The sequence below is a fragment of the Tolypothrix sp. PCC 7601 genome, from assembly GCF_025677855.1.
Taxonomy (GTDB): Bacteria; Cyanobacteriota; Cyanobacteriia; order Cyanobacteriales; family Nostocaceae; genus Aulosira; species Aulosira diplosiphon.
Genome location: NZ_CP064879.1, coordinates 2,603,760 through 2,627,070 on the forward strand (window position 1 = coordinate 2,603,760; position 23,311 = coordinate 2,627,070).

At 41.4% G+C, this 23,311-nt stretch carries 18 protein-coding genes and 2 CRISPR repeat arrays; of the genes, 8 read left to right on the top strand and 10 right to left on the bottom strand.

Annotation, left to right across the window (positions count from 1 at the left end):
- The first annotated feature begins 48 nt into the window (after window positions 1-48).
- From sppA to aroH, 3 genes are read left to right on the top strand one after another with little or no spacing between them, the layout of a single operon-like run.
- Window positions 49-870 carry a signal peptide peptidase SppA gene (sppA, locus tag HG267_RS10915; protein WP_045869610.1) on the top strand — a complete coding sequence of 274 codons (822 nt, stop codon included), beginning with the start codon at window positions 49-51 and terminating at the stop codon, window positions 868-870.
- Window positions 852-1,091: a hypothetical protein gene (locus HG267_RS10920; RefSeq protein WP_045869611.1), complete on the top strand. Its 240-nt coding sequence runs from the start codon at window positions 852-854 to the stop codon at window positions 1,089-1,091. Before sppA ends, HG267_RS10920 begins: the two co-directional genes overlap by 19 nt.
- A 32-nt stretch (window positions 1,092-1,123) precedes the next feature.
- Window positions 1,124-1,525: a chorismate mutase gene (aroH, locus tag HG267_RS10925; protein WP_228045515.1), complete on the top strand. Its 402-nt coding sequence runs from the start codon at window positions 1,124-1,126 to the stop codon at window positions 1,523-1,525.
- Window positions 1,526-1,929: 404 nt separating this feature from the next.
- A CRISPR array of direct repeats spans window positions 1,930-2,635; the repeat unit is 37 nt; unit sequence GTTTCAATCCCTAATAGGGATTAAGAGAAATTTCAAC.
- A 412-nt stretch (window positions 2,636-3,047) separates the two neighbouring features.
- A CRISPR array of direct repeats spans window positions 3,048-3,513; the repeat unit is 37 nt; unit sequence GTTTCAATCCCTAATAGGGATTAAGAGAAATTTCAAC.
- A gap of 319 nt (window positions 3,514-3,832) precedes the next feature.
- On the opposite strand, the gene HG267_RS10930 is transcribed toward aroH, so the two are convergent.
- On the bottom strand, window positions 3,833-4,165 hold the full coding sequence (locus HG267_RS10930; protein WP_155539075.1) for a hypothetical protein: 333 nt from the start codon (window positions 4,163-4,165) through the stop codon (window positions 3,833-3,835).
- Between the two features lie 584 nt (window positions 4,166-4,749).
- Here HG267_RS10930 and HG267_RS10935 point away from each other — a divergent pair.
- The 3 genes from HG267_RS10935 to HG267_RS10945 all read left to right on the top strand — a co-directional run bounded on the left by HG267_RS10935 (window position 4,750) and on the right by HG267_RS10945 (window position 10,184).
- On the top strand, window positions 4,750-6,552 hold the full coding sequence (locus HG267_RS10935; protein WP_045869615.1) for a ShlB/FhaC/HecB family hemolysin secretion/activation protein: 1,803 nt from the start codon (window positions 4,750-4,752) through the stop codon (window positions 6,550-6,552).
- A gap of 9 nt (window positions 6,553-6,561) precedes the next feature.
- A complete protein-coding gene (locus HG267_RS10940) occupies window positions 6,562-9,264 on the top strand; it encodes a CHAT domain-containing protein (RefSeq protein ID WP_045869000.1) in 2,703 nt (900 codons plus the stop codon).
- 368 nt (window positions 9,265-9,632) lie between these two features.
- Window positions 9,633-10,184 carry a Uma2 family endonuclease gene (locus HG267_RS10945; protein WP_045869001.1) on the top strand — a complete coding sequence of 184 codons (552 nt, stop codon included), beginning with the start codon at window positions 9,633-9,635 and terminating at the stop codon, window positions 10,182-10,184.
- A 281-nt stretch (window positions 10,185-10,465) separates the two neighbouring features.
- Here HG267_RS10945 and HG267_RS10950 read toward each other — a convergent pair whose 3' ends face one another.
- The 4 genes from HG267_RS10950 to psaK form a co-directional block, all read right to left on the bottom strand.
- Window positions 10,466-11,059, bottom strand: coding sequence for a histidine phosphatase family protein (locus HG267_RS10950; RefSeq protein ID WP_411863272.1), 594 nt, complete (start codon window positions 11,057-11,059; stop codon window positions 10,466-10,468).
- Window positions 11,060-11,679: 620 nt separating this feature from the next.
- Window positions 11,680-12,318: a histidine phosphatase family protein gene (locus HG267_RS10955; protein ID WP_045869616.1), complete on the bottom strand. Its 639-nt coding sequence runs from the start codon at window positions 12,316-12,318 to the stop codon at window positions 11,680-11,682.
- A 973-nt stretch (window positions 12,319-13,291) separates the two neighbouring features.
- Window positions 13,292-14,488: a site-2 protease family protein gene (locus tag HG267_RS10960; RefSeq protein ID WP_045869002.1), complete on the bottom strand. Its 1,197-nt coding sequence runs from the start codon at window positions 14,486-14,488 to the stop codon at window positions 13,292-13,294.
- 1,379 nt (window positions 14,489-15,867) lie between these two features.
- Window positions 15,868-16,116, bottom strand: coding sequence for a photosystem I reaction center subunit PsaK (gene psaK, locus HG267_RS10965; protein ID WP_045869004.1), 249 nt, complete (start codon window positions 16,114-16,116; stop codon window positions 15,868-15,870).
- Window positions 16,117-16,250: 134 nt separating this feature from the next.
- On the opposite strand from psaK, the gene HG267_RS10970 reads away from it, so the two are divergent.
- Window positions 16,251-16,904 carry a phosphoribosylanthranilate isomerase gene (locus HG267_RS10970; RefSeq protein ID WP_045869005.1) on the top strand — a complete coding sequence of 218 codons (654 nt, stop codon included), beginning with the start codon at window positions 16,251-16,253 and terminating at the stop codon, window positions 16,902-16,904.
- Between the two features lie 220 nt (window positions 16,905-17,124).
- Here HG267_RS10970 and folE read toward each other — a convergent pair whose 3' ends face one another.
- The 5 genes from folE to HG267_RS10995 form a co-directional block, all read right to left on the bottom strand.
- Entirely contained in the window at window positions 17,125-17,832 is a 708-nt protein-coding gene (gene folE, locus HG267_RS10975; protein ID WP_045869006.1) for a GTP cyclohydrolase I FolE, read from the bottom strand.
- Between the two features lie 105 nt (window positions 17,833-17,937).
- Window positions 17,938-18,663 carry an SDR family oxidoreductase gene (locus HG267_RS10980; RefSeq protein ID WP_045869617.1) on the bottom strand — a complete coding sequence of 242 codons (726 nt, stop codon included), beginning with the start codon at window positions 18,661-18,663 and terminating at the stop codon, window positions 17,938-17,940.
- A 391-nt stretch (window positions 18,664-19,054) separates the two neighbouring features.
- A complete protein-coding gene (locus tag HG267_RS10985; protein WP_045869007.1) occupies window positions 19,055-20,035 on the bottom strand; it encodes an acetyl-CoA carboxylase carboxyltransferase subunit alpha in 981 nt (326 codons plus the stop codon).
- Between the two features lie 228 nt (window positions 20,036-20,263).
- Window positions 20,264-21,283 carry a long-chain acyl-[acyl-carrier-protein] reductase gene (locus tag HG267_RS10990; protein WP_045869008.1) on the bottom strand — a complete coding sequence of 340 codons (1,020 nt, stop codon included), beginning with the start codon at window positions 21,281-21,283 and terminating at the stop codon, window positions 20,264-20,266.
- A 271-nt stretch (window positions 21,284-21,554) separates the two neighbouring features.
- Window positions 21,555-22,250, bottom strand: coding sequence for an aldehyde oxygenase (deformylating) (locus tag HG267_RS10995; protein ID WP_045869009.1), 696 nt, complete (start codon window positions 22,248-22,250; stop codon window positions 21,555-21,557).
- A 177-nt stretch (window positions 22,251-22,427) separates the two neighbouring features.
- Between HG267_RS10995 and HG267_RS11000 the strand changes: the two genes are divergently transcribed.
- Window positions 22,428-23,255: a carbohydrate ABC transporter permease gene (locus HG267_RS11000; RefSeq protein ID WP_045869010.1), complete on the top strand. Its 828-nt coding sequence runs from the start codon at window positions 22,428-22,430 to the stop codon at window positions 23,253-23,255.
- Window positions 23,256-23,311: the final 56 nt, after the last annotated feature.

Here is a 23,311-nt window from a genome sequence, read left to right on the forward strand (position 1 = left end):
CCACTGGGCATTCTATATTGGGTGTATTACGAGATTTAATGACTGATTATGGTTTGGCCTTTTAAGCCCAGGTTGAGTAAACAAATAGCGCGGATTGAAATTAATGGTGCGATTTCTGGTGGAACTCGTAAACGTGTTCTGGAAGCACTGAAAACTGTAGAGGAAAAAAAGTTTCCGGCGTTGCTGCTGCGGATTGATAGCCCTGGCGGTACTGTGGGAGATTCTCAAGAAATTTACAGTGCCCTCAAACGTTTGCGGGAGAAGATAAAAATTGTTGCCAGTTTTGGTAATATTTCGGCTTCTGGCGGTGTCTACATTGGCATGGGAGCCGAGTATATCATGGCTAACCCGGGTACAATCACGGGTAGCATTGGTGTAATTTTGCGAGGCAATAACTTAGAACGCTTGTTAGATAAAATCGGTGTTTCCTTTAAAGTCATTAAATCCGGCCCTTACAAAGATATTTTGGCATTTGACCGGGAACTGACGGAACCGGAACAAGGTATTCTACAAGAATTGATTGACGTTAGTTATCAGCAGTTTGTGCAAACCGTAGCTGAAGGTCGTTCTTTAGCGGTAGAAACTGTGAGAAGTTTTGCCGATGGGCGGATATTCACCGGACAGCAAGCCTTAGAGTTAGGTGTAGTAGATCGTCTGGGAACAGAGGAAGATGCACGTCGTTGGACAGCAGAACTAGTCGGACTCGATCCAGAAAAAACACAATGTTTCACTCTAGAAGAACGTAAACCCCTGCTGAGTCGCTTACTCCCAGGAAGTCGCCAAGCTTCATCAAGTATTGGCGCAGGTATTGACTGGTTGGAATTTGAAATGTCTACCAGTGGTTTACCCCTGTGGTTGTATCGGCCGTAGGGATTGGGGATTGGGGAGATGAGGGAGATGAGGAGGATGAGGGGGATGAGGGGGATGAGGGAGATGAGGGGGATGAGGGAGATGAGGGGGATGAGGAGGATGAGGGAGATGAGGAGAAATTACCAAAACCAAACACCCCATTACTCATTACTCATTACTCATTACTCATTACTCATTACCCCTTCCCCCTTCCCCCTTCCCCAATGACAATTGACAACTGACTAATTAAGGAGGATTGGGCGTGGAGTGGCAAATGAAGGCTATTCGTGGAGCGATAACGGTTTCAGAAAATACTACTGAGGCGATTCGAGAAGCGGTAACAGAATTATTAGATGAACTGGAACAACGGAATCATCTCCAGCCAAAGGATATGATTAGCGTAACGTTTTCTGTGACGCGGGATTTGGATGCGATTTTTCCAGCTGCGATCGCAAGAACACGTCCAGGTTGGGATGGTGTCGCTATGTTGGATGTGCAACAAATGCACGTTGAAGGCAGTTTACAGCGCTGTATCCGCTTTTTAATCCACGTTTACCTGCCAACTTCCGCGCCAATTTACCACATATATTTACGTCATGCGGCTAACTTGCGTCCTGACTGGAGTTTGCCTCAGCAATTAAATGGAGTGCAACAAGTAGTTGAGTCAAAGGTTTAAAGTGGGTGAGTAGATGAGTTGATAAAATCATCTACCCTCAAAGCCAAAGCATAGAGAAGAGAAATCTTATACCAATTTGACAAAAGAAGGCGACAGATTGTAGGGGCAAGGCATTGCCCCAGTGGTGTCAAATTAACGTGAAACCCGCTCTTGTGCAAGGTTTCGCCCTCACCCCCAGCCCCTCTCCCACGGGGAGATGGGAGCAAGAGATTTAGTTCCCCTTCTCCTGCGGGAGAAGGGGTTAGGGGATGAGGGCGCGAGGCAATACTGCTCGGTTAAGGATTTTCAACTGGGAATTTAGTTAGGGGAAAAGGTGAAAGGGTAAGAGATAATTTGATATACCAAAAGATTGTGGATGCCGTGCCCCTACAAAGACTTTATTGATGCCCGTTCCGATTTTGGCAGTTTCAATCCCTAATAGGGATTAAGAGAAATTTCAACCTCTTGCCACTATCGTTACTACTTCCGCTAATGCGGCTAATACTTGTTTCAATCCCTAATAGGGATTAAGAGAAATTTCAACAGTATTAACCTTGCTGCTTATCCGTCGTAGTCTTGTTTCAATCCCTAATAGGGATTAAGAGAAATTTCAACATAATTGTTGGGGGGATAGAGTTAGAGTATTGAAGTTTCAATCCCTAATAGGGATTAAGAGAAATTTCAACGCCGCTTCCCGTTGGCGCTCCGTACATTACCCGATTGCTTGTTTCAATCCCTAATAGGGATTAAGAGAAATTTCAACTGCTGAGAACCTGGAGCATTCCCGATGGTGTAATGTTTCAATCCCTAATAGGGATTAAGAGAAATTTCAACTTGTAGAATGTCAACCCCTGCCTATCGGCATTACTATTGTTTCAATCCCTAATAGGGATTAAGAGAAATTTCAACCACAAATGGAAGATTGGGGTCTCCTTCTGCTATCAATAAGTTTCAATCCCTAATAGGGATTAAGAGAAATTTCAACTTCTTTATAGTATTCCTCCCTGGTAGACGGACTGGTTGTTTCAATCCCTAATAGGGATTAAGAGAAATTTCAACATGGATGCTAGCGAGTTTAGTTATTTGGCTGATGGTTTCAATCCCTAATAGGGATTAAGAGAAATTTCAACGATACAGTTTGACTGGCGATAATTCCATTTGTTCGTTTCAATCCCTAATAGCTCATCGTTCGCGTAATCGATTCTGAAAATAAAGAATTCATCAAAATGGTTAAAAGGCTTACAACAAAAGGATTAATCGCATCAAACTTTTATCCATATACCCTTTAGAGGCGTGGTTAGTTCACAGTGCGATGACGGTGCGATCGCACCGATACATTCAGATTCCTACTGAAATCTTTGAGGGAAATCGGGTAAGTGTAAGCTTTCTATTCTGATTACCAAAACCAAAGCTATATATAGTAGGAATTTCATGGTTTTTTGGGAATTAATTATTTCCGATTTGGATTACGCGAATGGTGAGTAATAGGGATTAAGAGAAATTTCAACTTTTATGAGTCGTCGGGATATGGACATGAATTAATGTTTCAATCCCTAATAGGGATTAAGAGAAATTTCAACTTCTTTGAGGTCATAGATTTTATAAAATTGTTCTGTTTCAATCCCTAATAGGGATTAAGAGAAATTTCAACTAGCAGATTGGCCGCTGATGGGGGGCGATATGTTGTTTCAATCCCTAATAGGGATTAAGAGAAATTTCAACAGGCGATACCGCCCCATTCCCTGGTGATGAGTACGGTTTCAATCCCTAATAGGGATTAAGAGAAATTTCAACCTGGATAAATAGCAAAAAGCCAATTGAGCAGCAATTAGTTTCAATCCCTAATAGGGATTAAGAGAAATTTCAACAGCATTCATTATTTCATTGCACATCTGCATTGCGTTTCAATCCCTAATAGGGATTAAGAGAAATTTCAACCGCTAGAAATTTCAGTAAAGTTTCATTTTATAATGTTTCAATCCCTAATAGGGATTAAGAGAAATTTCAACGGCGGAACTCCCAAAGCCGATGTATATATAGTTTTCAAGGTTCTGTTTCGCGGACAGTGCCATAATAACATAAGCAATAATGAAACAGCAAACGCAAAATGGCTGAAAGTCAATCTCTGTAAAGCGCGCGGGTGATTGAACAGCCATGAATCAGTGGAAGCCTTACGTATAAATAGTTTTAGCTGTTTTTGGTGAGATTGCCTTTTTGACACCTACCCATCCGCGCATTCTGCCAAGAAAATAGTATCGTCGCGGGCTGATTTTCTGCCCATATATCCAACCTTAGCACCACAGCTAATGCATTAGGAAGGCTCAAACATCAATATATTGAGAGCTGGTTAGTGGAGAAATTGACGAGGTTGGTTACCAAGGAGAGCTGGTTGTGCGTGAAGGAGATCTGGTTGTGAACGAAGGAGCGCTCATTGATAGACAACCCGATCAGGTTGGTTGTGAACGAACCGATGTTCTCTATGGATGAGCGCTCGTTGATAGACAACCCGATCAGGTTGGTTGTGAACGAACCGATGTTCTCTATGGATGAGCGCTCGTTGATAGACAACCCGATCAGGTTGGTTGTGAAGGAACCAATGTTCTCTATGGATGAGCGATCGCAAGCTGTGTAACCAATACGGTTCGGATAAGTATTTTGCATCTCCCTCGTGATTTGGGAAAAGGGTAATGGGAAAAGGGTAAGGGTGAATTCAATCCTTTTCCCCTTTTCCTTTTCCCCTTTTCCCTTTCCCCCTTAACCGAACTGTATTGGCTGTGTAGACGCAGTATATCCGTATAAATCGCACCCAGTAATACTAATTATTGACTTTTCTATTATGCGTAGGTGTGGGTAAATTACGCAATTATACGCAGTAATTAACTATGTAAAGATATTTGTCAACTGCCTCACACGACATAATAGCTGAGTTGCAGTTATACTACAATCTCACCCAAGCTTAAAAGGCATGGTGTATTAATTATTTCTATAATTACTGCGGTATTTAGCGTCAGTAGCGAAGTATTGTTAGTCTTTGATGTACTGGGGTTTTCTCTGTACTGTCTGCATTTCTCCAGATGTGCTGTTAAAAACAAATTGTTTCCAGCACAAATTAAGTCTTTGTTCCCGGCGTGAAATGATTTCTGGTGTTATCTAGTTAGTCAAAAGCATGAATTAAAAAGCTAAATATTTATATGTATGGATTATCTAATATTAAAAGAGATTTAAAAATTAACGCACCACGGAGGATGCAGAGTCCACAGAGAAAGAAAGTTGGGAATTTGGGTAGGGGTTGGCTGATATTTAGCTTTTTAATTATCGGGTTATTTGCTTCTAAATCATTAGCGCAAACTGCTACTGAACCACCTATACAAGATATTGACCGGCAATTAGAACAACCTACGCCAACAACGCCAACATTACCACAGCTACCAAATTTTGAAGAATTATTAAAGTCTCCATCTACTAATATAACCACGCCGGAGACGATTCCTCAAGATTTAGCGGGGACAATTCTGGTAACGGGGTTTGATGTGGTTGGGAGTACTGTATTTAGTCCAAAAGAATTAAACGCAGTTACTCAAGAATTTATCAATAAACCTATCACCTTTGCTCAATTATTAGAGGTAGCTGATAAAGTTACGCAACTCTATACTAAAGGTTGTCAAGCTGAATATAAAAACACCGATTTACCTTGTTATGTTAACTCTGGTGCGTACATTCCCGCCGACCAAACTTTTAAAGCGGCGGGTGGGGTAGTTAAAATTCAAGTTGTAGAAGGTAGTTTAGAAAGTATTGATGTTCAAGGGACAAAACGGCTGAATCCTAATTATGTGAGCAGTCGTTTAGCTTTAGCAACAAATAAGCCGTTAAATTTAAAGAAGTTGCTGCAAGCTTTGCAATTATTACAGTTAGATCCACTAATTAAAAATGTCTCTGCGGAACTGGGGAATGGGGTGAATCCTGGTGCTTCGGTGTTAGCGGTAAAAGTCGCGGAAGCAAAAACATTTAGCGCACAAGTTAGTTTAGATAATAACCGCACTCCTGGTATCGGGAGTTTTCAGCGCCAAATTCAACTTAATCAAGCCAATCTTTTGGGATTGGGTGATGGGTTAAGTATTGGATATGCCAATACTGATGGTAGTAATAGTGTAGATGTGAGTTATAAATTGCCGATTAATCCCCGCAATGGGACTTTGCAGTTTAATTATAGCTATGCATCTAGTAATGTCATTGAAGACCCTTTTGATTTTTTAGATATTGAAGGAACTTCCCAGGAGTATGGTATCAGTTTCCGCCAACCATTAATCCAAACTCCCAGCACTGAATTTGCAGTTGGAATTAGTGCAACTCATCGAGAAAGTGATGTTGGTTTTTTGGAGTCACAATTAGGCGAAAGGCTTCCTTTTCCCTCATCGGGTGCTGATACCAATGGTCAGACAAAAGTAACTATATTAAGATTATTTCAAGATTGGACTCAGCGTAGTAGTGAACAAGTATTTGCGGCGCGTTCTCAATTTAGTTTTGGTATTGATGCTTTAGGTACGACAATTAATGAAGATCCACCAGATGGGCGATTTTTTACCTGGAGAGGACAGGCGCAATGGGTGCGGTTGTTAGCACCGGAAACGCTATTTTTAATCCGTGGAGATTTGCAATTAGCTGATAGGCCATTATTAGCTTCTGAACAAATTGGTTTGGGAGGGGTTGCGACTGTGCGCGGTTATCGTCAAGACCAAATATTAGCTGATAATGGCTTTGTCGCCACTGCGGAATTACGCTATCCGGTGCTGAGAGTTCCACAGGTAAATGGATTATTACAGGTTACGCCATTTTTAGATTTTGGTACAGCTTGGAATATTTACCAACCAGGGAGAACTACTCTAAATCCCGATACTATAGCATCAACTGGCATTGGGTTATTATGGCAACAAAGTAATTTAACTGCGCGTTTAGATTGGGGTATTCCTCTGGGAATTAATATTGCGAATAAAAATACTTGGCAAGAAAACGGACTTTATTTTTCTATTATCTATACGCAACCATTTTAGAGCCTGATTATGTCTATATTTTTATTGTTAACGGCTTTATCTCTGAATAAATCTCCTCATCTATTGCAGCAAGTTACACCAATAGCCGCAATTATTAATTCCCCAGTATTGAGCAATCAACCGCCAACTGCTCAATCATTATTAGAGCAAGGTTTAAGTTTATATCAACAAGAGCAATATTCCCCAGCATTACAGATTTTTCAACAGGCTTACGCGGCGTTTCAAACTAAGGGCGAGAAACTTAATCAAGCGCTGGTATTGAATTATCTGTCTTTAACTTATCAACAGTTGGGAAATTTAACTGCTGCAGAGAAATCTAGCACCGAGAGTTTGCAATTATTACAAAATAAAAGCGATAGTCAAAATTATTTATCTATCCTGGCTCAAGCACTCAACACTCAAGGTCAACTACAATTAGCCAAGGGAGAAACTGAAAAAGCCTTGAGTAGTTGGCAAATAGCCACAGCTACTTACAATAAAATTGGCGATGAGCCAGGGAAAATTGGCAGTAAGATTAATCAAGCCCAAGCTTTGCAAACATTAGGGCTTTACCGTCGCGCTACAACTACTTTAGAAGAAATTCAGCTGAGTTTAAATAAACAACCAGATTCTCTGTTAAAAGTCACAGGCTTGCTGAGTCTGGGTAATACCCTGCGGGTAGTGGGAGATGTGACTCAATCTCGCCAGATATTAGCACAAAGTTGTGAAATTCAAGCCAAGCGATCGCACTCGGAAAATCTCTGTACTCCGCAAACTCCTACACCAGCGCAGCCAACCCCCGAATCAGAAAAGCTTGCAGAAATCCTCCTGAGTTTGGGGAATACAGCCCAAGCACAGCAAAACACTCAAGAAGCCATACAGTTTTATCAACGCGCTGCTAGTCTTTCCCCGCAGCCAACAACCCAGTTACAAGCACAATTAAATCAATTAAATCTCTTAACCCAATCTCCAACCACACCAGAAATTCAACAGCAAATTCTCACTTTGGTAAATACTTTACCTGCAAAGCTGGAGACTTTACCCCCCAGCCGCAGTAGTGTGTTTGCGCGGATTAACTTTGCTCAAACCCTGCTAAAACTAGCCAAAAGCGGATTATTAGCCAAGAGTGACATTACTAGCCAAGATAACTGTACCTCTGCAGCTTCCCTCTGTACCGCCGCCAAAATTGTCGCTACAGGATATCAGCAAGCGCAGAATTTAGCAGATGTGCGATCGCAATCCTATGCTTTAGGTACTTTGGGTAGTTTATACGAATATACTCAGCAATGGCACCAAGGGCAACTCCTCACCCAACAAGCGCTAAAATTGGCTTTAGGTATACAAGCCAGAGATATTGCTTATCGTTGGCAATGGCAATTAGGAAGAATTCTTAGCGCTACTGGTAACCCTCAAAATAATCAACCAGGTGCGATCGCAGCTTACGATCAAGCCGTGAAGAACTTAAAATCTATCCGGCGTGATTTAGTTAGCGTCAACCGTGACGCGCAATTTTCCTTCCGAGATGAAGTAGAACCAGTGTACCGCGAGTATGTAAGTTTGCTCTTGCCCAAAACCGGAGAACCCAGCGCCGATAACCTCGATCAAGCCAGAAAAGTCATCGAATCCTTACAGTTAGCAGAACTAGATAACTTTTTCCGCCAAGCTTGTTTAGACAGCAAACCCGTACAGATAGATGACATCGATCAGCAACGCCAAACAGCCGTCATCTACCCAGTCATTTTAAGCGATCGCGTCGCCATTATTGTCTCCCTACCAAATCAGCAAAAAAACAAGTCGCTGAAATTGCATACCGTTGTCATCCCCAAAAATACATTTGAAACCACAGTTAAAGAACTACATAAAAAAATCTTTGCTGTCAGCTTCCATGAATTTATCCGCACATCCCAACAGGTATATGATTGGTTGATTAGACCTATCGAAACAGATTTACAAAATAGTGGTGTGAAAAATCTCGTATTTGTCTTAGATGGAACCTTACAAAGTATTCCCATCTCTGCACTTTACGATAGACAGAAAAAGCAATATTTAATTCAGAAACAATATAACATTGCCATTACACCAGGTTTAGAACTATTACCCCCCCAACCTTTAGCCAAAAAACAATTACAAGCATTAGTAGGGGGACTGAGTGAAGCGCGTGACGAATTTCCCGCCTTACCAGGTGTGAAATATGAATTAGAGCAAATTAAAACTATATTTTCCACCTCAGGAAACTTTATCGATCAAAATTTTACCCCGCAAACAATTGAACAAGCAATTAAATCGTTTTCTGGCGGCATTTTACATCTAGCAACTCATGGTAAATTTAGTTCCAAAGTAGAAGATACCTTCATTTTGACTTGGAATACCAGACTCAACGTCAGAGATTTCAGTTCTGTGTTGAAGTCTCATGAAAACAGCAACCAAGGAGTAATTGATTTACTGATTCTCAGCGCTTGTGAAACTGCGGCTGGCGATAACCGCGCCGCCTTAGGAATAGCTGGAATAGCAGTGCAATCGGGAGCGCGCAGTACATTAGCAACCCTTTGGAGTGTAAATGATGAAGCGACAGCCGCTTTAATGATTCAATTTTATAAAGAGATAGCGCGCCATCAAAAAAAAGCCGAAGCGTTGCGTAATGCTCAATTATATCTACTTTCAGGAGAATTAAATCCTCGGTTTAAACATCCCTATTTTTGGGCACCTTTTGTATTAGTGGGTAATTGGCAATAAGGGGGAATGGGGAATGGAATGATAATTGAAATGTAGGGTGTGTTGTCGCGTAGCGCAACGCACCTTCAACAGTAATTCGTCATTTGTCATTTATCATTTGTCATTCGTAATTGAATAATAATTGAAATGTAGGGTGTGTTGTCGCGTAGCGCAACGCACCTTCAACAAATTCATATACTTTACCATCAGATATTTTTTTAAAAAAGAATGTCGCAGATGGCAAGGGCACGGCATCTACAATATTTTGGTATATTCAATTATCTTATTGGTGCCGTGCCCCTACATGAAATTTATTGGCCGCAACCATTATTTAAATTGGTATAAGAATATGACAAAATAAATAGAATAATTGGGAGAGAGCAATCGCCATGAGCGTTATTACTGCCAAGTGGACAATTGACGAATATCATCGCATGATTGACGCTGGCATTTTAAGCGATCGCAAGGTGGAATTACTCAAGGGAGAAATAGTAGAAATGTCGCCGGAAGGGGAACCTCACGCTTATTGTAGTGATGAAGCTGCTGAGTATTTAGCAAATTTATTGGGAGAGCGCGCTACAATTCGTGAAGCCAAACCCATTACTCTACCTAACCACTCGGAACCAGAACCGGATATTGCCATTGTGCAACGTTTAGGACGGGAATATCGAGAGCATCATCCCTACCCAGAAAATATATTTTGGGTGATTGAATACTCTAACTCCAGTTTAGAAAAAGATTTAGAAACTAAAAGCAAAGTTTACGCAGAAGTTGGCATTATCGAGTATTGGGTTGTCAATCTCAAAAAGCTACATTTGGTAGTATTCAGAGAACCTCTGGATGGAGAATATGCTACAAAATTGACAATAACTGCTGGCATAATTCAACCGCTAGCATTTCCAGATGTTTCTATCTTAGTGGAAAGGATTATTAATAAATAAGAATTCGTAATTCGTAATTCGTAATTCGTAATTGAACAGCATCAATGGTGCGTTACGGCGATATCTCATTGTCTCTAAGTCCCAAATCTTTCCATCGCCGTAACACACCCTACATCTCAATACTGCTCGGTTAAGGATTTTCAACTCTTAATTTGGTTTGGGGAAAAGGTGAAAGGGTAAGGGTTAAAGGTTTTTTCTTGTCCCTTTTCCCCTTCGCCTTTTGCCCTTAACCGACAAGTATTGCCCTACATCTAGGATTGTATATTTTTTGAGTAATTCCCTTATGTTCCCGCGCGCGAGCGGAGATGATCGGGTATATGATGGCGATCGCCTAATATTTCTAACAAAGGCCCATTAACATCAAATTTCACCATACTTACCGACGCAACCAAAATATTCACCCGGTAGCGATAGCGTCCTAAATCAATTCCGAGTAAACTGCAAAGTAGAATCCGAATTGTGGCTTTATGGGAAACTACTAAAACATTACCTTCGGGATGTTTGTCTTGAATCTCGGCAATTACAGGCATAGCACGGTTAGCAATATCTACCGCCGTTTCTCCACCTATGGGTGCATTCCAAGCGGGTTCTGTCAACCATTTGACATAGTTTTCAGCATACTTCTCTTGAGCAAAAGATTTACTATTAGTTTCCCATTTACCGTAACTACCTTCTCTGAGTCCGTCACGCAACTGCATATCCATACCAATAGCATTACAAAAAGGCTTGGCAGTTGCAATTGTGCGCTTCATCGGGCTAGCATAAACAGCTTCCCACTTTAATTTTTGGTAAACATCGGCGAAACTCTCCGCCATCTGTATTCCCTTCTGCAGTGAATTACAGATAACAGGTGTTACAAAATAAATTGAGAAAATAGCCCGATAACCTGGCTTGTAATGCTATTAATATGGATATGCAGTGCGTGACGAATTCAAGAAAGAGAACGCTCAAGCAAATATGCTCATACCCATAAAGGAAAACAACGATACGTGACTCGCAATTACCGAGATTCCAGTTAAACATCCCGAAGGCTAATGTTTTGGTAGTTCCCATAAAACCACAATTCGGATTCTACGCAATTCTCCGTCCCGTAAAAATGAGTGAAATTGATAATGTTTATTAAATCTCGAGCGATCACTAAAGCACTGTCTTCGTTTTCTCAGAAATTGCACAAAAATATACAATCCTAAGGCCACTTGTCGGTTAAAGGGCAAAAGGCGAAAGGGAAAGGGACAAGAAAAAACGTAGTACGCCACCTCCCAAATAAATTAAAGTTGAAAATCTGGCAAGCGTACGGCGATAGACAATATCGCCGTAACACACCCTACATCTCAATACTGCTCGGTTAAGGATTTTCAACTCTTAATTTGGTTTGGGGAAAAGGTGAAAGGGTAAGGGTTAAAGGTTTTTTCTTGTCCCTTTTCCCCTTCGCCTTTTGCCCTTAACCGACAAGTATTGCCCTACATCTAGGATTGTATATTTTTGAGTAATTCCCTTATGTTCCCGCGCGCGAGCGGAGATGATCGGGTATATGATGGCGATCGCCTAATATTTCTAACAAAGGCCCATTAACATCAAATTTCACCATACTTACCGACGCAACCAAAATATTCACCCGGTAGCGATAGCGTCCTAAATCAATTCCGAGTAAACTGCAAAGTAGAATCCGAATTGTGGCTTTATGGGAAACTACTAAAACATTACCTTCGGGATGTTTGTCTTGAATCTCGGCAATTACAGGCATAGCACGGTTAGCAATATCTACCGCCGTTTCTCCACCTATGGGTGCATTCCAAGCGGGTTCTGTCAACCATTTGACATAGTTTTCAGCATACTTCTCTTGAGCAAAAGATTTACTATTAGTTTCCCATTTACCGTAACTACCTTCTCTGAGTCCGTCACGCAACTGCATATCCATACCAATAGCATTACAAAAAGGCTTGGCAGTTGCAATTGTGCGCTTCATCGGGCTAGCATAAACAGCTTCCCACTTTAATTTTTGGTAAACATCGGCGAAACTCTCCGCCATCTGTATTCCTTCTGCAGTCAACTCCGCATCAGTTTCACCGCAGAAATTACCACTCTGACTAAAAGTAGTTTCTCCATGTCGCAGTAAATATAAATTGAGTGTCATAGTTTGTGTCGCGATTGGAATTGAGGAGTTTGTGCAACCATAAATTAGCATCCATCTCGCGATCGCGTATGTACCCTTAGGACAAACTATTCAACCAAAAAAGTTAATCAACCAGCAACTTTTAAAAGCGCAGAAAGAATTATACTAAATCAAATCATGTTTGCAATATATCAATATATCCTAGAGGGCAAGGTAGTGCCCATTGGTGTCAACTTAAGCTAAATGCTCTATAGGGCGGGCGTTGTACAATCGCGCCCTCATCCCCTAACCCCTTCTCCCCCTGGAGTTGGGGAACTAAATCTCTGGCTCCCTTCTCCCTGTGGGAGAGGGGCTGGGGGTGAGGGCAAAAACCTTGCAACCAAGCAGGTTTCACGTTAAGTTGACACAGGTGGGCACTGCCCATTGGTGTCAACTTAAGCTAAATGCTCTATAGGGCGGGCGTTGTACAATCGCGCCCTCATCCCCTAACCCCTTCTCCCCCTGGAGTTGGGGAACTAAATCTCTGGCTCCCTTCTCCCTGTGGGAGAGGGGCTGGGGGTGAGGGCAAAAACCTTGCAACCAAGCAGGTTTCACGTTAAGTTGACACCACTGGGTAGTGCCTTGCCCCTACCTGTGTATATGATTTACCTAAAATACACTGTAAGAGAACTCCACAGAATGATTGATCCAAAAGCTGTCATTGCGAGCGAAACGGAGTGTAGTGAAGCAATCCCAATATTTTGCGGTTGCTTCATTTCGCTTCCCTTCTCCTGACGGAGACGCTACGCGAACGGGACGCTACGCGAACGCTACATTCGCAATGACAATTGGGCATTTCTTTTTGTGGAGGTCTCTAAATACCTAATAGCGAATATAACTATACGAGAAAAATATATTTTTTATTAGACAGTTGTTTAATTAAGCTATTTAAAAACACTGAAAAGACGCAAAATGAATTTTGATGTTATTCTCTGCGTCTTTACAGCGTAAGCAATTAACTGATAGTTGATTTGGCAATTACTCCCAATTGCATCCCTGATGGGTAATTACCATCTTCTTTAATGCGTTGAATTTCAGCATCTCCAATTCGCAAGTTTAACTTTTGTCCTACAGTTCGCACAATATCTCCGCGATCAATTACACCAGCTACAGCACCAGCCGGAGACAGGACTGTCATCCGAGGTAACTTTTCAGTTTCCATTTTGTTAATCAATTCCGCTAAAGGAGTTGATTCTGCAACAGTCGGGATTTCTGTTAATGGAAGCACAATGCTTTGTAGGGTTTGTGTTTCCCATTGGCTTCTTTCTACTAAGCGTAAATCGTCAATGGAAACCATTCCCCGGTAACGTCCATCAGCCGCAGCAAAATAAACCTCTGGAGCATTAGTATCTAATAAATATGCATCAGCAAAGGCACGTAAAGTCTGATCAGCATCAACTACGCGGAAGTCACGCGTCATCGTATCAGCAGCTGTGAGTTTCAGCAAGGTTTCTTGTAATGTGGTGACGCTGTCATAGCTGTTGGCGTTGCGAATCCCAAACCAACCTAACAATACAATCCACAAACCTAAAGCCAGTTCTCTGGTAAAAAAGTCTATAGCAAATCCCAGAGCGATCGCACTATAACCCAAAATCTGCCCCGCCCTAGCTGCTAAATGTACAGCTTGAAAGCGGTTACCTGTAAACTGCCATAGTGCTGCTTTTAATACTTGGCCTCCATCTAAGGGTAAGCCGGGAATTAAGTTAAATAAAGCCACAACTAAGTTAATTCTGGCTAAATCATTGACCATTTCACCCAGAGGAGTAGTATCAGGTAGCACAGAACCCAGTAGACGCAGGATAAAAAATAGAGCAATACTTACCAAAGGCCCTGCGATCGCAACTTGAAATGCTTTAGCTGGGGTTTTCGATTCTTCCTCAATCGCCGCAATCCCACCAAACAAAAATAAGGTGATGGAATTTACTTTAATCCCTTGCGATCGCGCTACTAAGCTGTGACCTAATTCGTGTAACAATACCGAACCAAATAACAGCAGCGCCATGACTATCCCCGCACTCCACGCTACTGTATTCCCCCATTCTTGGTAAGCTACCCCAAAGTTGAGAGTTGCTAACCCTAAAATTACGAACCACAGAGGATCTAAAAATAGTGGAATCCCAAATAAAGACCCAATTCTCCAATTTGTTTGCATGACATCTTCCTAAAAGTAGATCTTTGCCGTAGTAGATGATATAAATAATTCAAGTGTTCTTTTATACTATGAAGCGTGCCTATGGCGAACCTTGTGCCCCATAACTGTGGCAATGCTCTAATTTCTAGAATAGACAATTAATCTTATTTAATCACGCAAAGAAAATAAAATTCTCATTTCCAATCTATAAGCTTCTTAATCATATATATGGTGCAATGCAACTTTAATCGTTGAGTATACCTGTATGGCAATAGTTAGTGTAAATGAAGCAAGAAAGCTCTTTAAACGCTTGTATAAAGTTCATAAAGAAGCATTTATTCTAAATCGAAATTAGAGTTTAAAAGTCTATTTCTGCGAGTATTTTTCTGTTTTCAAAATTAGTTATCTATAAACCTTGTAGTGGCCAGTTTTACAAACAACTAAGATAAGGACTTCTACTAGAAAAAAATATACAATTGCTCCCTTGAGTGGATGAGGTATAATTTTATGATAATATTTCCTCTCATTCATTGCATAATTGATTTTCTGGAAGTCTCTAAAACAATATGTTGAAATTACTGAAGCAGTATTTTATTAAGTGAAATAAATTAGTGTCAAATAGGGAAACCCTAAATTAGGATGCGGTATTTATCTAATAGCTTTTTAGTTGTTTGTTACTCTCACTAATAAATTAAAAGCGCACATACCGTTATTATTTAATTTTTGAAAGCCAGAGTAAAGGTTGTCTGTTTTTATTTCCCATTCCCTACCTTAAAGAGTCATTTCACAATTTCTGCAAGCATTGCTATATATAAATTATTTATCTTTGTACATAGCTGAACTATTGTACAACCTAGATTATGTTAGGGTGAGTCTAACACTGGAGTTAGTAATACTAGATTACCTGGGATAAACAGTATGCTTTTACCAGTTTTTTACATGGCAAGCATTGATGAGATAGACAAGGCAAATCTTTCTCTCGGTGAAATACAAGTGCGGAATATCGCCAAAAATATTTCCTTAATTCCGACTTTTGTAATATATGCGCTCTTTTTACCCTTGTTAATGATTTTATATTACTGCTACGAACCAGGGAAAGAAAAAATTCACGTTTTTATCTTTACTTTTATTATTAAGCCAATTCGCTGGTTCTCATATCAAATAGTTTATTTGATTTGTAATTTTTTCAGAAAATTAAATAAGTAAGCAGGATTAACTGCGGACAAAATGATGAAAGACAAATTACTGACTTGTGTCTTCGTACCTTTGCGATGCAAGATTTTTACACAAAGGCACAAAGACACAAATTGATGTTTAACTCAAGTGAATATAAAGCTGAATAGATTTTCAGCCTCAGAACTTACAAGAGATATGTAGTTAAGAACATTGATGAATCAAAACTACAGGCGACCGATGTTAGTCAATCCCAACACAATACCCACACCGATAATGTGACCAAAAGCCATTGCTGCAAGGAAGGTTGTACCGCTAACGGGAAGACCGGGTAATTTAGGCCCTACATTAGGATATTCAATTCTGGTAGACAGTAAAAGTGCTACGACACTGCTGAGACTGATGATAATGGCCACGGTTGGATTCCATGCAGGTGTTTCAGGAACGGATGTTGCTGCTAATAAGAGGGATGACATCAATTTTGTGCCTCCTAAAAATAGGAAAATAAATTTAAACCATCAAGATTATAAAATTGATTAGGAAAAAACCAGAAAATAATGGAAAAATATCTACCTTTTTACAGGTATTTTTCTAATATAGATAAACATCTATGCGAATCAAAATTTGTGGCATTACTCAACCTCAGCAGTCTGTCGCGATCGCTTCTCTTGGTGCTACGGCACTAGGATTTATTTGTGTGCCAACTTCACCCCGCTATGTTAATGTACAGCAAATCAAGGCAGCAGTAGCGCCACTACCCCACCACATAGACAAAATTGGAGTGTTTGCCAACTCTAGTATCCCAGAAATTACTCAAACAGTTGTCGAGTCTGGTTTAACTAGCGTGCAGTTGCATGGTAACGAATCACCAGAGTTTTGCCAGCAGTTACGCCAAGCTTTGCCAGGTGTGGAAATTATCAAAGCCTTAAGAATTCGCAGCCACGAGCATCTTCAGCAAGTGACTGAGTATACCAATTATATAGATACGCTATTGCTAGATGCTTATCATCCGCAGCATCTTGGAGGTACAGGTCAAACCTTAGACTGGACTATGCTCCAACAATTTAGCCCTGGTTGTCCGTGGTTTTTAGCTGGGGGATTAACTCCAGATAATATTTTAGATGCCCTGAGTCTAGTAAAACCCAATGGTATAGATTTATCTAGCGGTGTGGAAAGAAAACCGGGAGATAAAGATTTAGATTTAGTCGCCAAATTATTTTTAACGCTGAATAGTTATGGGAGCGATCGCACAATCCGCGCCTGAAAATATCCTGGATCTAGCCTAAGGGATTTCCAGAAAATAAATTATCCCACTTTCAGAGGAAAAAATTCTTTCTCCTCTGCTTCCTCTGCCGACATAGCGTTCGCGTAGCGTCCCGCAGGGATGGAATATTTTTTAATTGGAAGTCCCTAAGCGCCATATTTTTCAAGGATGAAGCCTGAAGATTGAAATTATTCATTCTTCATCCCTTACAGTTTATTCGTTAAAAGAATGATGCTTGGTGACGAATCAAATTCAAGAATTCTTCGCGAGTTTTTTGTTCATCTTGGAACACACCTAGCATCGCACTGGTGACTGTCCAAGAACCTGGTTTTTGCACGCCGCGCATTACCATGCACATATGAGTTGCTTCCATGACTACCGCAACTCCTTGGGGGTTGAGGATGGTCTGAACTGCTTCTGCAATTTGGCGAGTAAGTCTTTCTTGGACTTGCAGACGACGGGAGTACATCTCAACAATCCGCGCTAGTTTGCTGAGTCCCACAACTTTTTGGTTAGGAATATAAGCAATGTGCGCTTTTCCCATGAAAGGTAACATATGATGTTCGCACAAGCTAAAGAAATTAATATCCCGAACTAAGACCATTTCGTTATGGCCTTCATTAAAGATGGCTCCATTAACCAGTTCTTCTAGCGATTGGTTGTAGCCACTGGTCAGAAACCGCATTGCTTCTGCTACCCGTTTGGGTGTTTTCAGCAGACCTTCACGTTCAGGGTCTTCTCCCACACCTAATAGTATTTGGCGCACGGCTGCTGTCATTTGCTCCATCTCTTCTTCTTGAGGAGAATGCAAATTAGGCTCATGTCCGTCGTGGGTATTGCGATCGGGTCTGAGAGTGATGGCTTCTGCTAAATCAGGAATTAAAGGTGATTGTGAGCGATTGGAACCGTTAGGACTCGCGATAGTCATGATTTAAGTTTGGTAAGGGTTGATTGTCTGTCATTTGCCATTTGTCATTAATCATTTGTGATGAGCAAAAACAAATGACTAATGATAAATCAACGAAGGACTAATTTAGAGAACGCCAGCACTAGGCATGAGAGTTAATTCATCAATGACCGCTTGTGGTGGCAATAAAGCTGTGTGCAGAATCGACTGGGCAACAATTTCGGGTGTTAACATTTTTGAGCGATCAAAGTTGGCGTTGACTGTTTCTGTATCCCAAAGTTCGGTATTCACAGCACCAGGATAAATTGCTGTGACACGAATTCCGTGGGCGCGTTCTTCTTGTGCTAAAGCTTGAGAAAGGGCAATTAGACCAAATTTACTAACGCTGTATGCACCCCAATTAGCAAAGGCTTGCTTGCCAGCAATCGAGACAATGTTGATAATTGTGCCGCTTTGGCGATCGCGCATTCCTGGCAAAATCCCTAAAATACACTGGAAGATGCTGGTGAGATTTAAATTAATCACTTGCTGCCAGTCTTCTAAGGAAGTTTCGCTCAACATTCCTGTATACGCTATCCCTGCACTGTTTACCAAAATGTCTATATCACCAAAGTCATGGGCGATCGCTTGTATTTGTTCTTTTACTTGCCCAACACAAGCTAAATCGACAGCATAACTGTTCGCGGCAACGCCTGTATGCTTTGCTGCTAATGCTACCGCCTCCAATTTCTCTAGGGAACGGCTGACTAAGGCGACATCTATTCCCGCCTTCGCAAATGCCAAAGCAGTTGCTTTCCCAATTCCACTACTTGCCCCAGTAATTAGGGCGCGTCGTTTCGGCTCAACGCTCATGCTATCTCCAGATTTGTTGGCGGTTCTGCAAGCTTCTACATACCCCATTATTTAAATCTCTCGGTTTGGATAGATTAAAGCAATCTAATTTATAGATTAAAAAAATCTAAAAAAGCCGATGATTGCTTGTGACAACTGTTATATTCGTTGCCAACATGGGTGTTTTTTTGGTTAAATATTTGTCCCTAGATGACCGCAAATGTTCATCTAGAAATTGCCATTTCCACACTCAATGTTATTACCAAATAACTAAATTTTAGACAAACCAATCATCCAATAGATTTGATTTGCCCAAAAGCAAACGCCTATGACTGAGAAGATTGTTAAAAATCTTTAAGCGTCATAGGCAATTATAGCATTGCTGCTATGCTAGGCAAGCATCTTCAGGTTGTTACTGGGCAAGTTCAGTGAAAACGCCAATCTTGCGGAATTTTTCGTAGCGCAATTGACGGCGTTCAGAAGCTGTTAAACGATTGAGTTCGTCGAGATTTTCCAAGAGAGCTTGTTTGAGAGTTGTAGCGGCTTCTATGGGGTCAGAGTGAGCACCACCAACTGGTTCTGGCAAGATTTGGTCAATAATACCCAAGTTTTTCAGGTCATGGGAAATAATTTTGAGAGCAGTAGCAGCTTGTGGGGCTTTAGTAGCATCTTTCCACAAAATAGCAGCACAGGCTTCCGGAGTCGCAACTGTGTAAACAGAGTGTTCAAACATCATTAAGCGATCGCCTACACCAATACCAAGTGCGCCGCCAGAACCGCCCTCACCAATTACCGTGCAGATAATAGGCACGTCCAAGCAGAACATTTCGCGTAAATTGTAAGCGATCGCCTCTCCTTGCCCTTGATGTTCGGCTTCTACCCCAGACCAAGCTCCCGGTGTATCGATGAAGGTTAAAATCGGCATTGAAAATTTGTTGGCGTGTTCCATCAACCGCAGTGCTTTGCGGTAGCCGCCAGGGTAGGGCATACCAAAATTACGAGCAATATTGTCTTTGGTATCCCGGCCTTTTTGATGGCCCAACATCACTACAGGCTGTCCGCCCAAACGACCAACACCACCCACCAAAGCCGGATCGTCACCGCCACAGCGATCGCCATGTAACTCCATCCATTCATCACTAATTGCTTGAATGTAATCGAGAGTACTAGGGCGGCGGGGATGACGAGCAACTTGCAATCGCTGGGATGGCGATAGACTAGTAAAAATTTCCTCACGCAGTTGCATAGCGCGTGCTTCTAGCTGGCGGATTTGACCAGAAACATCCACACCATTTTCTTCTGCGAGTTGGCGAATTTGATCGATTCGGGTTGCGAGTTCTGCTAGCGGCTTTTCAAAATCTAACAGTAGCGGTTTACGCTCGGTAGTTGCCATAGTTAGGGATTAGGATTAGGGATCGGGTATAGGGTATTGAATATGGGGGGTTGAAAATTGGGGATTAGGAACTGGATAATGGATATAAGAAATCGGGAATTGAAAATTGGGGATTTTTGATATCAAGGTTCTGAAGATTGGGGCATCAAGACGAGAGATGGGGTCTGGCTAATTTCCCTTGTCTCCTCGTTATGCTCTTTCCAGTCCCCAACCCCCAGTTCCCAATCACTAAACTAGCAGTGGTCTAAATCCATGCTTAACTGAAACCTGACCAATCTGCTCCATTTTGTCTACGGTAATCTGATTCCGCCCCCAAGAAAAGTTCGTGTATAACTTCTCAAATTCCAGCAGCATCGATTCCGCAAAACAAGCAAACAATTGACGTGCTGGCACCTCCATATTGACTATTTTCATAATTTTCCAGTCAATGTCGAGAGAATGCTCTACAATCCCACCATTTAGCACATATACGCCAGGATGCTGAATCTTTGTCCCTAAATTTTTAGGATAACCACCATCAATCAACAAACAGGGTTGTTTCAATACAGTCGGGTCTATTTCTACGCCTTTAGGCATACTAGCAACCCAAACCACAATATCAGCTTGGGGTAGTGCTTCCTCTAAAGACAAGATTTTTCCCCGTCCCAGTTCACCTTGCAAATTATGGAGACGTTCTTGGTTACGGGCTATTAACAGTAGTTCTTTGACATCTGTTTTCGCATCTAGCCAACGAGTAACAGCGCTACCAATATCACCAGTTGCGCCACAGACAGCTACAGTCGCTTTGTTTAATTCAATTCCTAATTGTTTTGAAGCCTGTTCCACCTGCCGACAAATGATATAGGCAGTATGCGTATTGCCTGTAGTAAAGCGTTCAAACTCTAGTTTAATATTCCGGACTTGGCTAAACTGCTCCAAGTTAAAGTTTTCAAAAATGATGGAAGAAAACCCACCTAAAGCTGTGATATTAATGCCATGCTTTTGAGCATGGGCCATAGCATTAAGTACTTTGCGGGTTGCGGCTTTAATCCGGCGATTTGCTAGCATCTCAGGCAAGAAGCAAGATTCTACATACTGCCCTTCTATTTTCTGTCCCGTGACGCTAGTGACAGTAATCTTATCAACAATTTGCGGTGGGGCACTGCACCAAAAATCTAGCCCTTGATCGGCATATTCTGGGTATCCCAATTCTTTGGCTACCGCTTGAGCGTGTTCCAAACTAGTCAGATGTCCAATTAGACCAAACATGTATTGATATTTAAGCGCGTGCTGCGTCGAAAACGTGGAATCATAACCAAATTTTGGATACATAGAATGATGCGAGATTTCTGGAACAGCGTTGTTACCAAGACTTTTTCTGTGAAATCTCCTATCTAAAATCCAAAATTGTTATGGGTGGGTTAAGAGGGAATAACTTACTCTTAAAAATACTACACAAAGCGTAAGCAGCATTAAAAGTATGAAGTGTGAAGTATGAAGTTGAGAATTTCATCCTTCATCCTTCACCCTTCCATCCTTTTTAAGCGGCTACAAGTCCGTAAGCTGATAAGCGCATGATGTCACGAGTAGTGAAGCCGATATTACTTAATGCTTCACCGTACTGAATCATGAAATCTTCAACCAAGGCATCTTTTTCCATTGCTAACACTTGGGCATCATCTGCTACTTGGTTGAGCATTTTCCAAACTAGAGGAAGGTTTTGACGATTTGCCTCTTCTAACTCAGTTTTAGATGCCTCAAAGTTATCTTTTAACCAAACTTCGCCAAAATTGAGATGGCTGTATTCATCTTTGACTACACCCTCAGTAATTTTACGTGCGAAATCATCTGCCACAGGAATATAGATGTTGTATGCTGCTATAGCAAAACATTCAATAATTAAAGACTGAATTAGCAAGCAAGTAACTACTTTTCCTTCTGCGGCTGCTTTTTGGAAATTACCGTGTAGCCCCGAGAAAAACTCCTTAGCAAATTGTAGATCTGGCTCTACCTGTAAATTGCGTCCACAAGCTTCAAATCCTTTCTTATGGCGACTTTCCATTTTGGAAAGACGAATCAAGTCTTCTTTATGTTGCGGCAGCAGTTGGGCCAGTTGAATGTAATTTTCATAGGCTTCTTGTTCACCTTCAATTACGATCGCATTGATGCGGCTGTAAGCATCTTTGTATTTTTCGCTTTGAAAATCTATTTCAGGTTGCTCTGTTATCTGCTGCATGTTATCTTTACCTCTGTAAAGGTGAATCATTTGATACCAAAAATAAATTTACCCTATGATTTTAGGGTAACTGTCACTGTGATTTAATTTAACTTAACAAGTCACTTGTTTATAGATTAGCTGTTACTGGGGGCGATGCTCTACAAATAGAAACATAAAAGCTTCAGAGCAAAACTCATGTCCAAACCACGCTGGAATCTAAAGTCTACCGATTTTTTAAGCTTAGGAGTATTACTGCTGGGGGCTTTTATCGTTTTGCTGCCCCTGTTTGTGGTTTTCCTTACCTCTTTTGCACCTGCTGGAGCAACACCGGAAGTTGTACCCAAAAATAGCTGGACTGTAGCTAATTACCGCGATGCATGGCAGCGTGGTAAATTTTTGTTGGCCTTTGCTAATTCTACTTTAGTAGCGATCGCAGTCACAGCATTTCAGATTGTGACTTCGGCTTTGGCAGGTTATGCCCTAGCACGTTTGAAATTTCGTGGCAGACAAGCTCTGTTATTGATTGTCTTAGCAACTTTGGTAATACCCTTTCAATTATTGGTGATTCCCATCTTCTTGGTATTGAAGTGGGGACATTTAATCAATACCTACGGCGCGTTAATTTTGCCAACGGCTGTCAACGGCTTTGGGATTTTCTTGTTACGTCAGTATTTCCAGACAATACCCGTAGAGTTGGAAGAAGCCGCGGCTATAGATGGGGCAAACAGGTTACAAATTTTGTGGCAAGTAATGTTGCCTTTAGCCCGCCCTGCTTTAGTAACGTTGTTTTTGTTCACCTTTATCGGTGAATGGAACGATTTATTCAAGCCCTTAGTATTTACCACAAGACCAGAATTAAGGACAGTGCAGCTAGCCTTAGCAGAATTTCAAGAGCAATTTACCAATAATTGGCCCTTAATGATGGCGGCTGTAACAATTGCAACTGTACCCGTGATGGTAATATTTCTCATCGGACAAAGACAGTTTATTCGCGGTATTGCGACGACGGGGATTAAGAATTAGGGGACTGGGGACTGGGGACTAGGGATTGGGAAAAAGCAGGGGGCAGAGGGCAGGGG

Bases quoted from the DNA above. Each gene is read 5' to 3' on its own strand.
- sppA (WP_045869610.1), top strand. From the start codon at position 49: ATGGTTTGGCCTTTTAAGCCCAGGTTGAGTAAACAAATAGCGCGGATT.
- aroH (WP_228045515.1), top strand. From the start codon at position 1,124: ATGAAGGCTATTCGTGGAGCGATAACGGTTTCAGAAAATACTACTGAG.
- HG267_RS10930 (WP_155539075.1), bottom strand. From the start codon at position 4,165: ATGCAAAATACTTATCCGAACCGTATTGGTTACACAGCTTGCGATCGC.
- HG267_RS10935 (WP_045869615.1), top strand. From the start codon at position 4,750: ATGCAGAGTCCACAGAGAAAGAAAGTTGGGAATTTGGGTAGGGGTTGG.
- HG267_RS10940 (WP_045869000.1), top strand. From the start codon at position 6,562: ATGTCTATATTTTTATTGTTAACGGCTTTATCTCTGAATAAATCTCCT.
- HG267_RS10945 (WP_045869001.1), top strand. From the start codon at position 9,633: ATGAGCGTTATTACTGCCAAGTGGACAATTGACGAATATCATCGCATG.
- HG267_RS10955 (WP_045869616.1), bottom strand. From the start codon at position 12,318: ATGACACTCAATTTATATTTACTGCGACATGGAGAAACTACTTTTAGT.
- HG267_RS10960 (WP_045869002.1), bottom strand. From the start codon at position 14,488: ATGCAAACAAATTGGAGAATTGGGTCTTTATTTGGGATTCCACTATTT.
- psaK (WP_045869004.1), bottom strand. From the start codon at position 16,116: ATGTCATCCCTCTTATTAGCAGCAACATCCGTTCCTGAAACACCTGCA.
- HG267_RS10970 (WP_045869005.1), top strand. From the start codon at position 16,251: ATGCGAATCAAAATTTGTGGCATTACTCAACCTCAGCAGTCTGTCGCG.
- folE (WP_045869006.1), bottom strand. From the start codon at position 17,832: ATGACTATCGCGAGTCCTAACGGTTCCAATCGCTCACAATCACCTTTA.
- HG267_RS10980 (WP_045869617.1), bottom strand. From the start codon at position 18,663: ATGAGCGTTGAGCCGAAACGACGCGCCCTAATTACTGGGGCAAGTAGT.
- HG267_RS10985 (WP_045869007.1), bottom strand. From the start codon at position 20,035: ATGGCAACTACCGAGCGTAAACCGCTACTGTTAGATTTTGAAAAGCCG.
- HG267_RS10990 (WP_045869008.1), bottom strand. From the start codon at position 21,283: ATGTTTGGTCTAATTGGACATCTGACTAGTTTGGAACACGCTCAAGCG.
- HG267_RS10995 (WP_045869009.1), bottom strand. From the start codon at position 22,250: ATGCAGCAGATAACAGAGCAACCTGAAATAGATTTTCAAAGCGAAAAA.
- HG267_RS11000 (WP_045869010.1), top strand. From the start codon at position 22,428: ATGTCCAAACCACGCTGGAATCTAAAGTCTACCGATTTTTTAAGCTTA.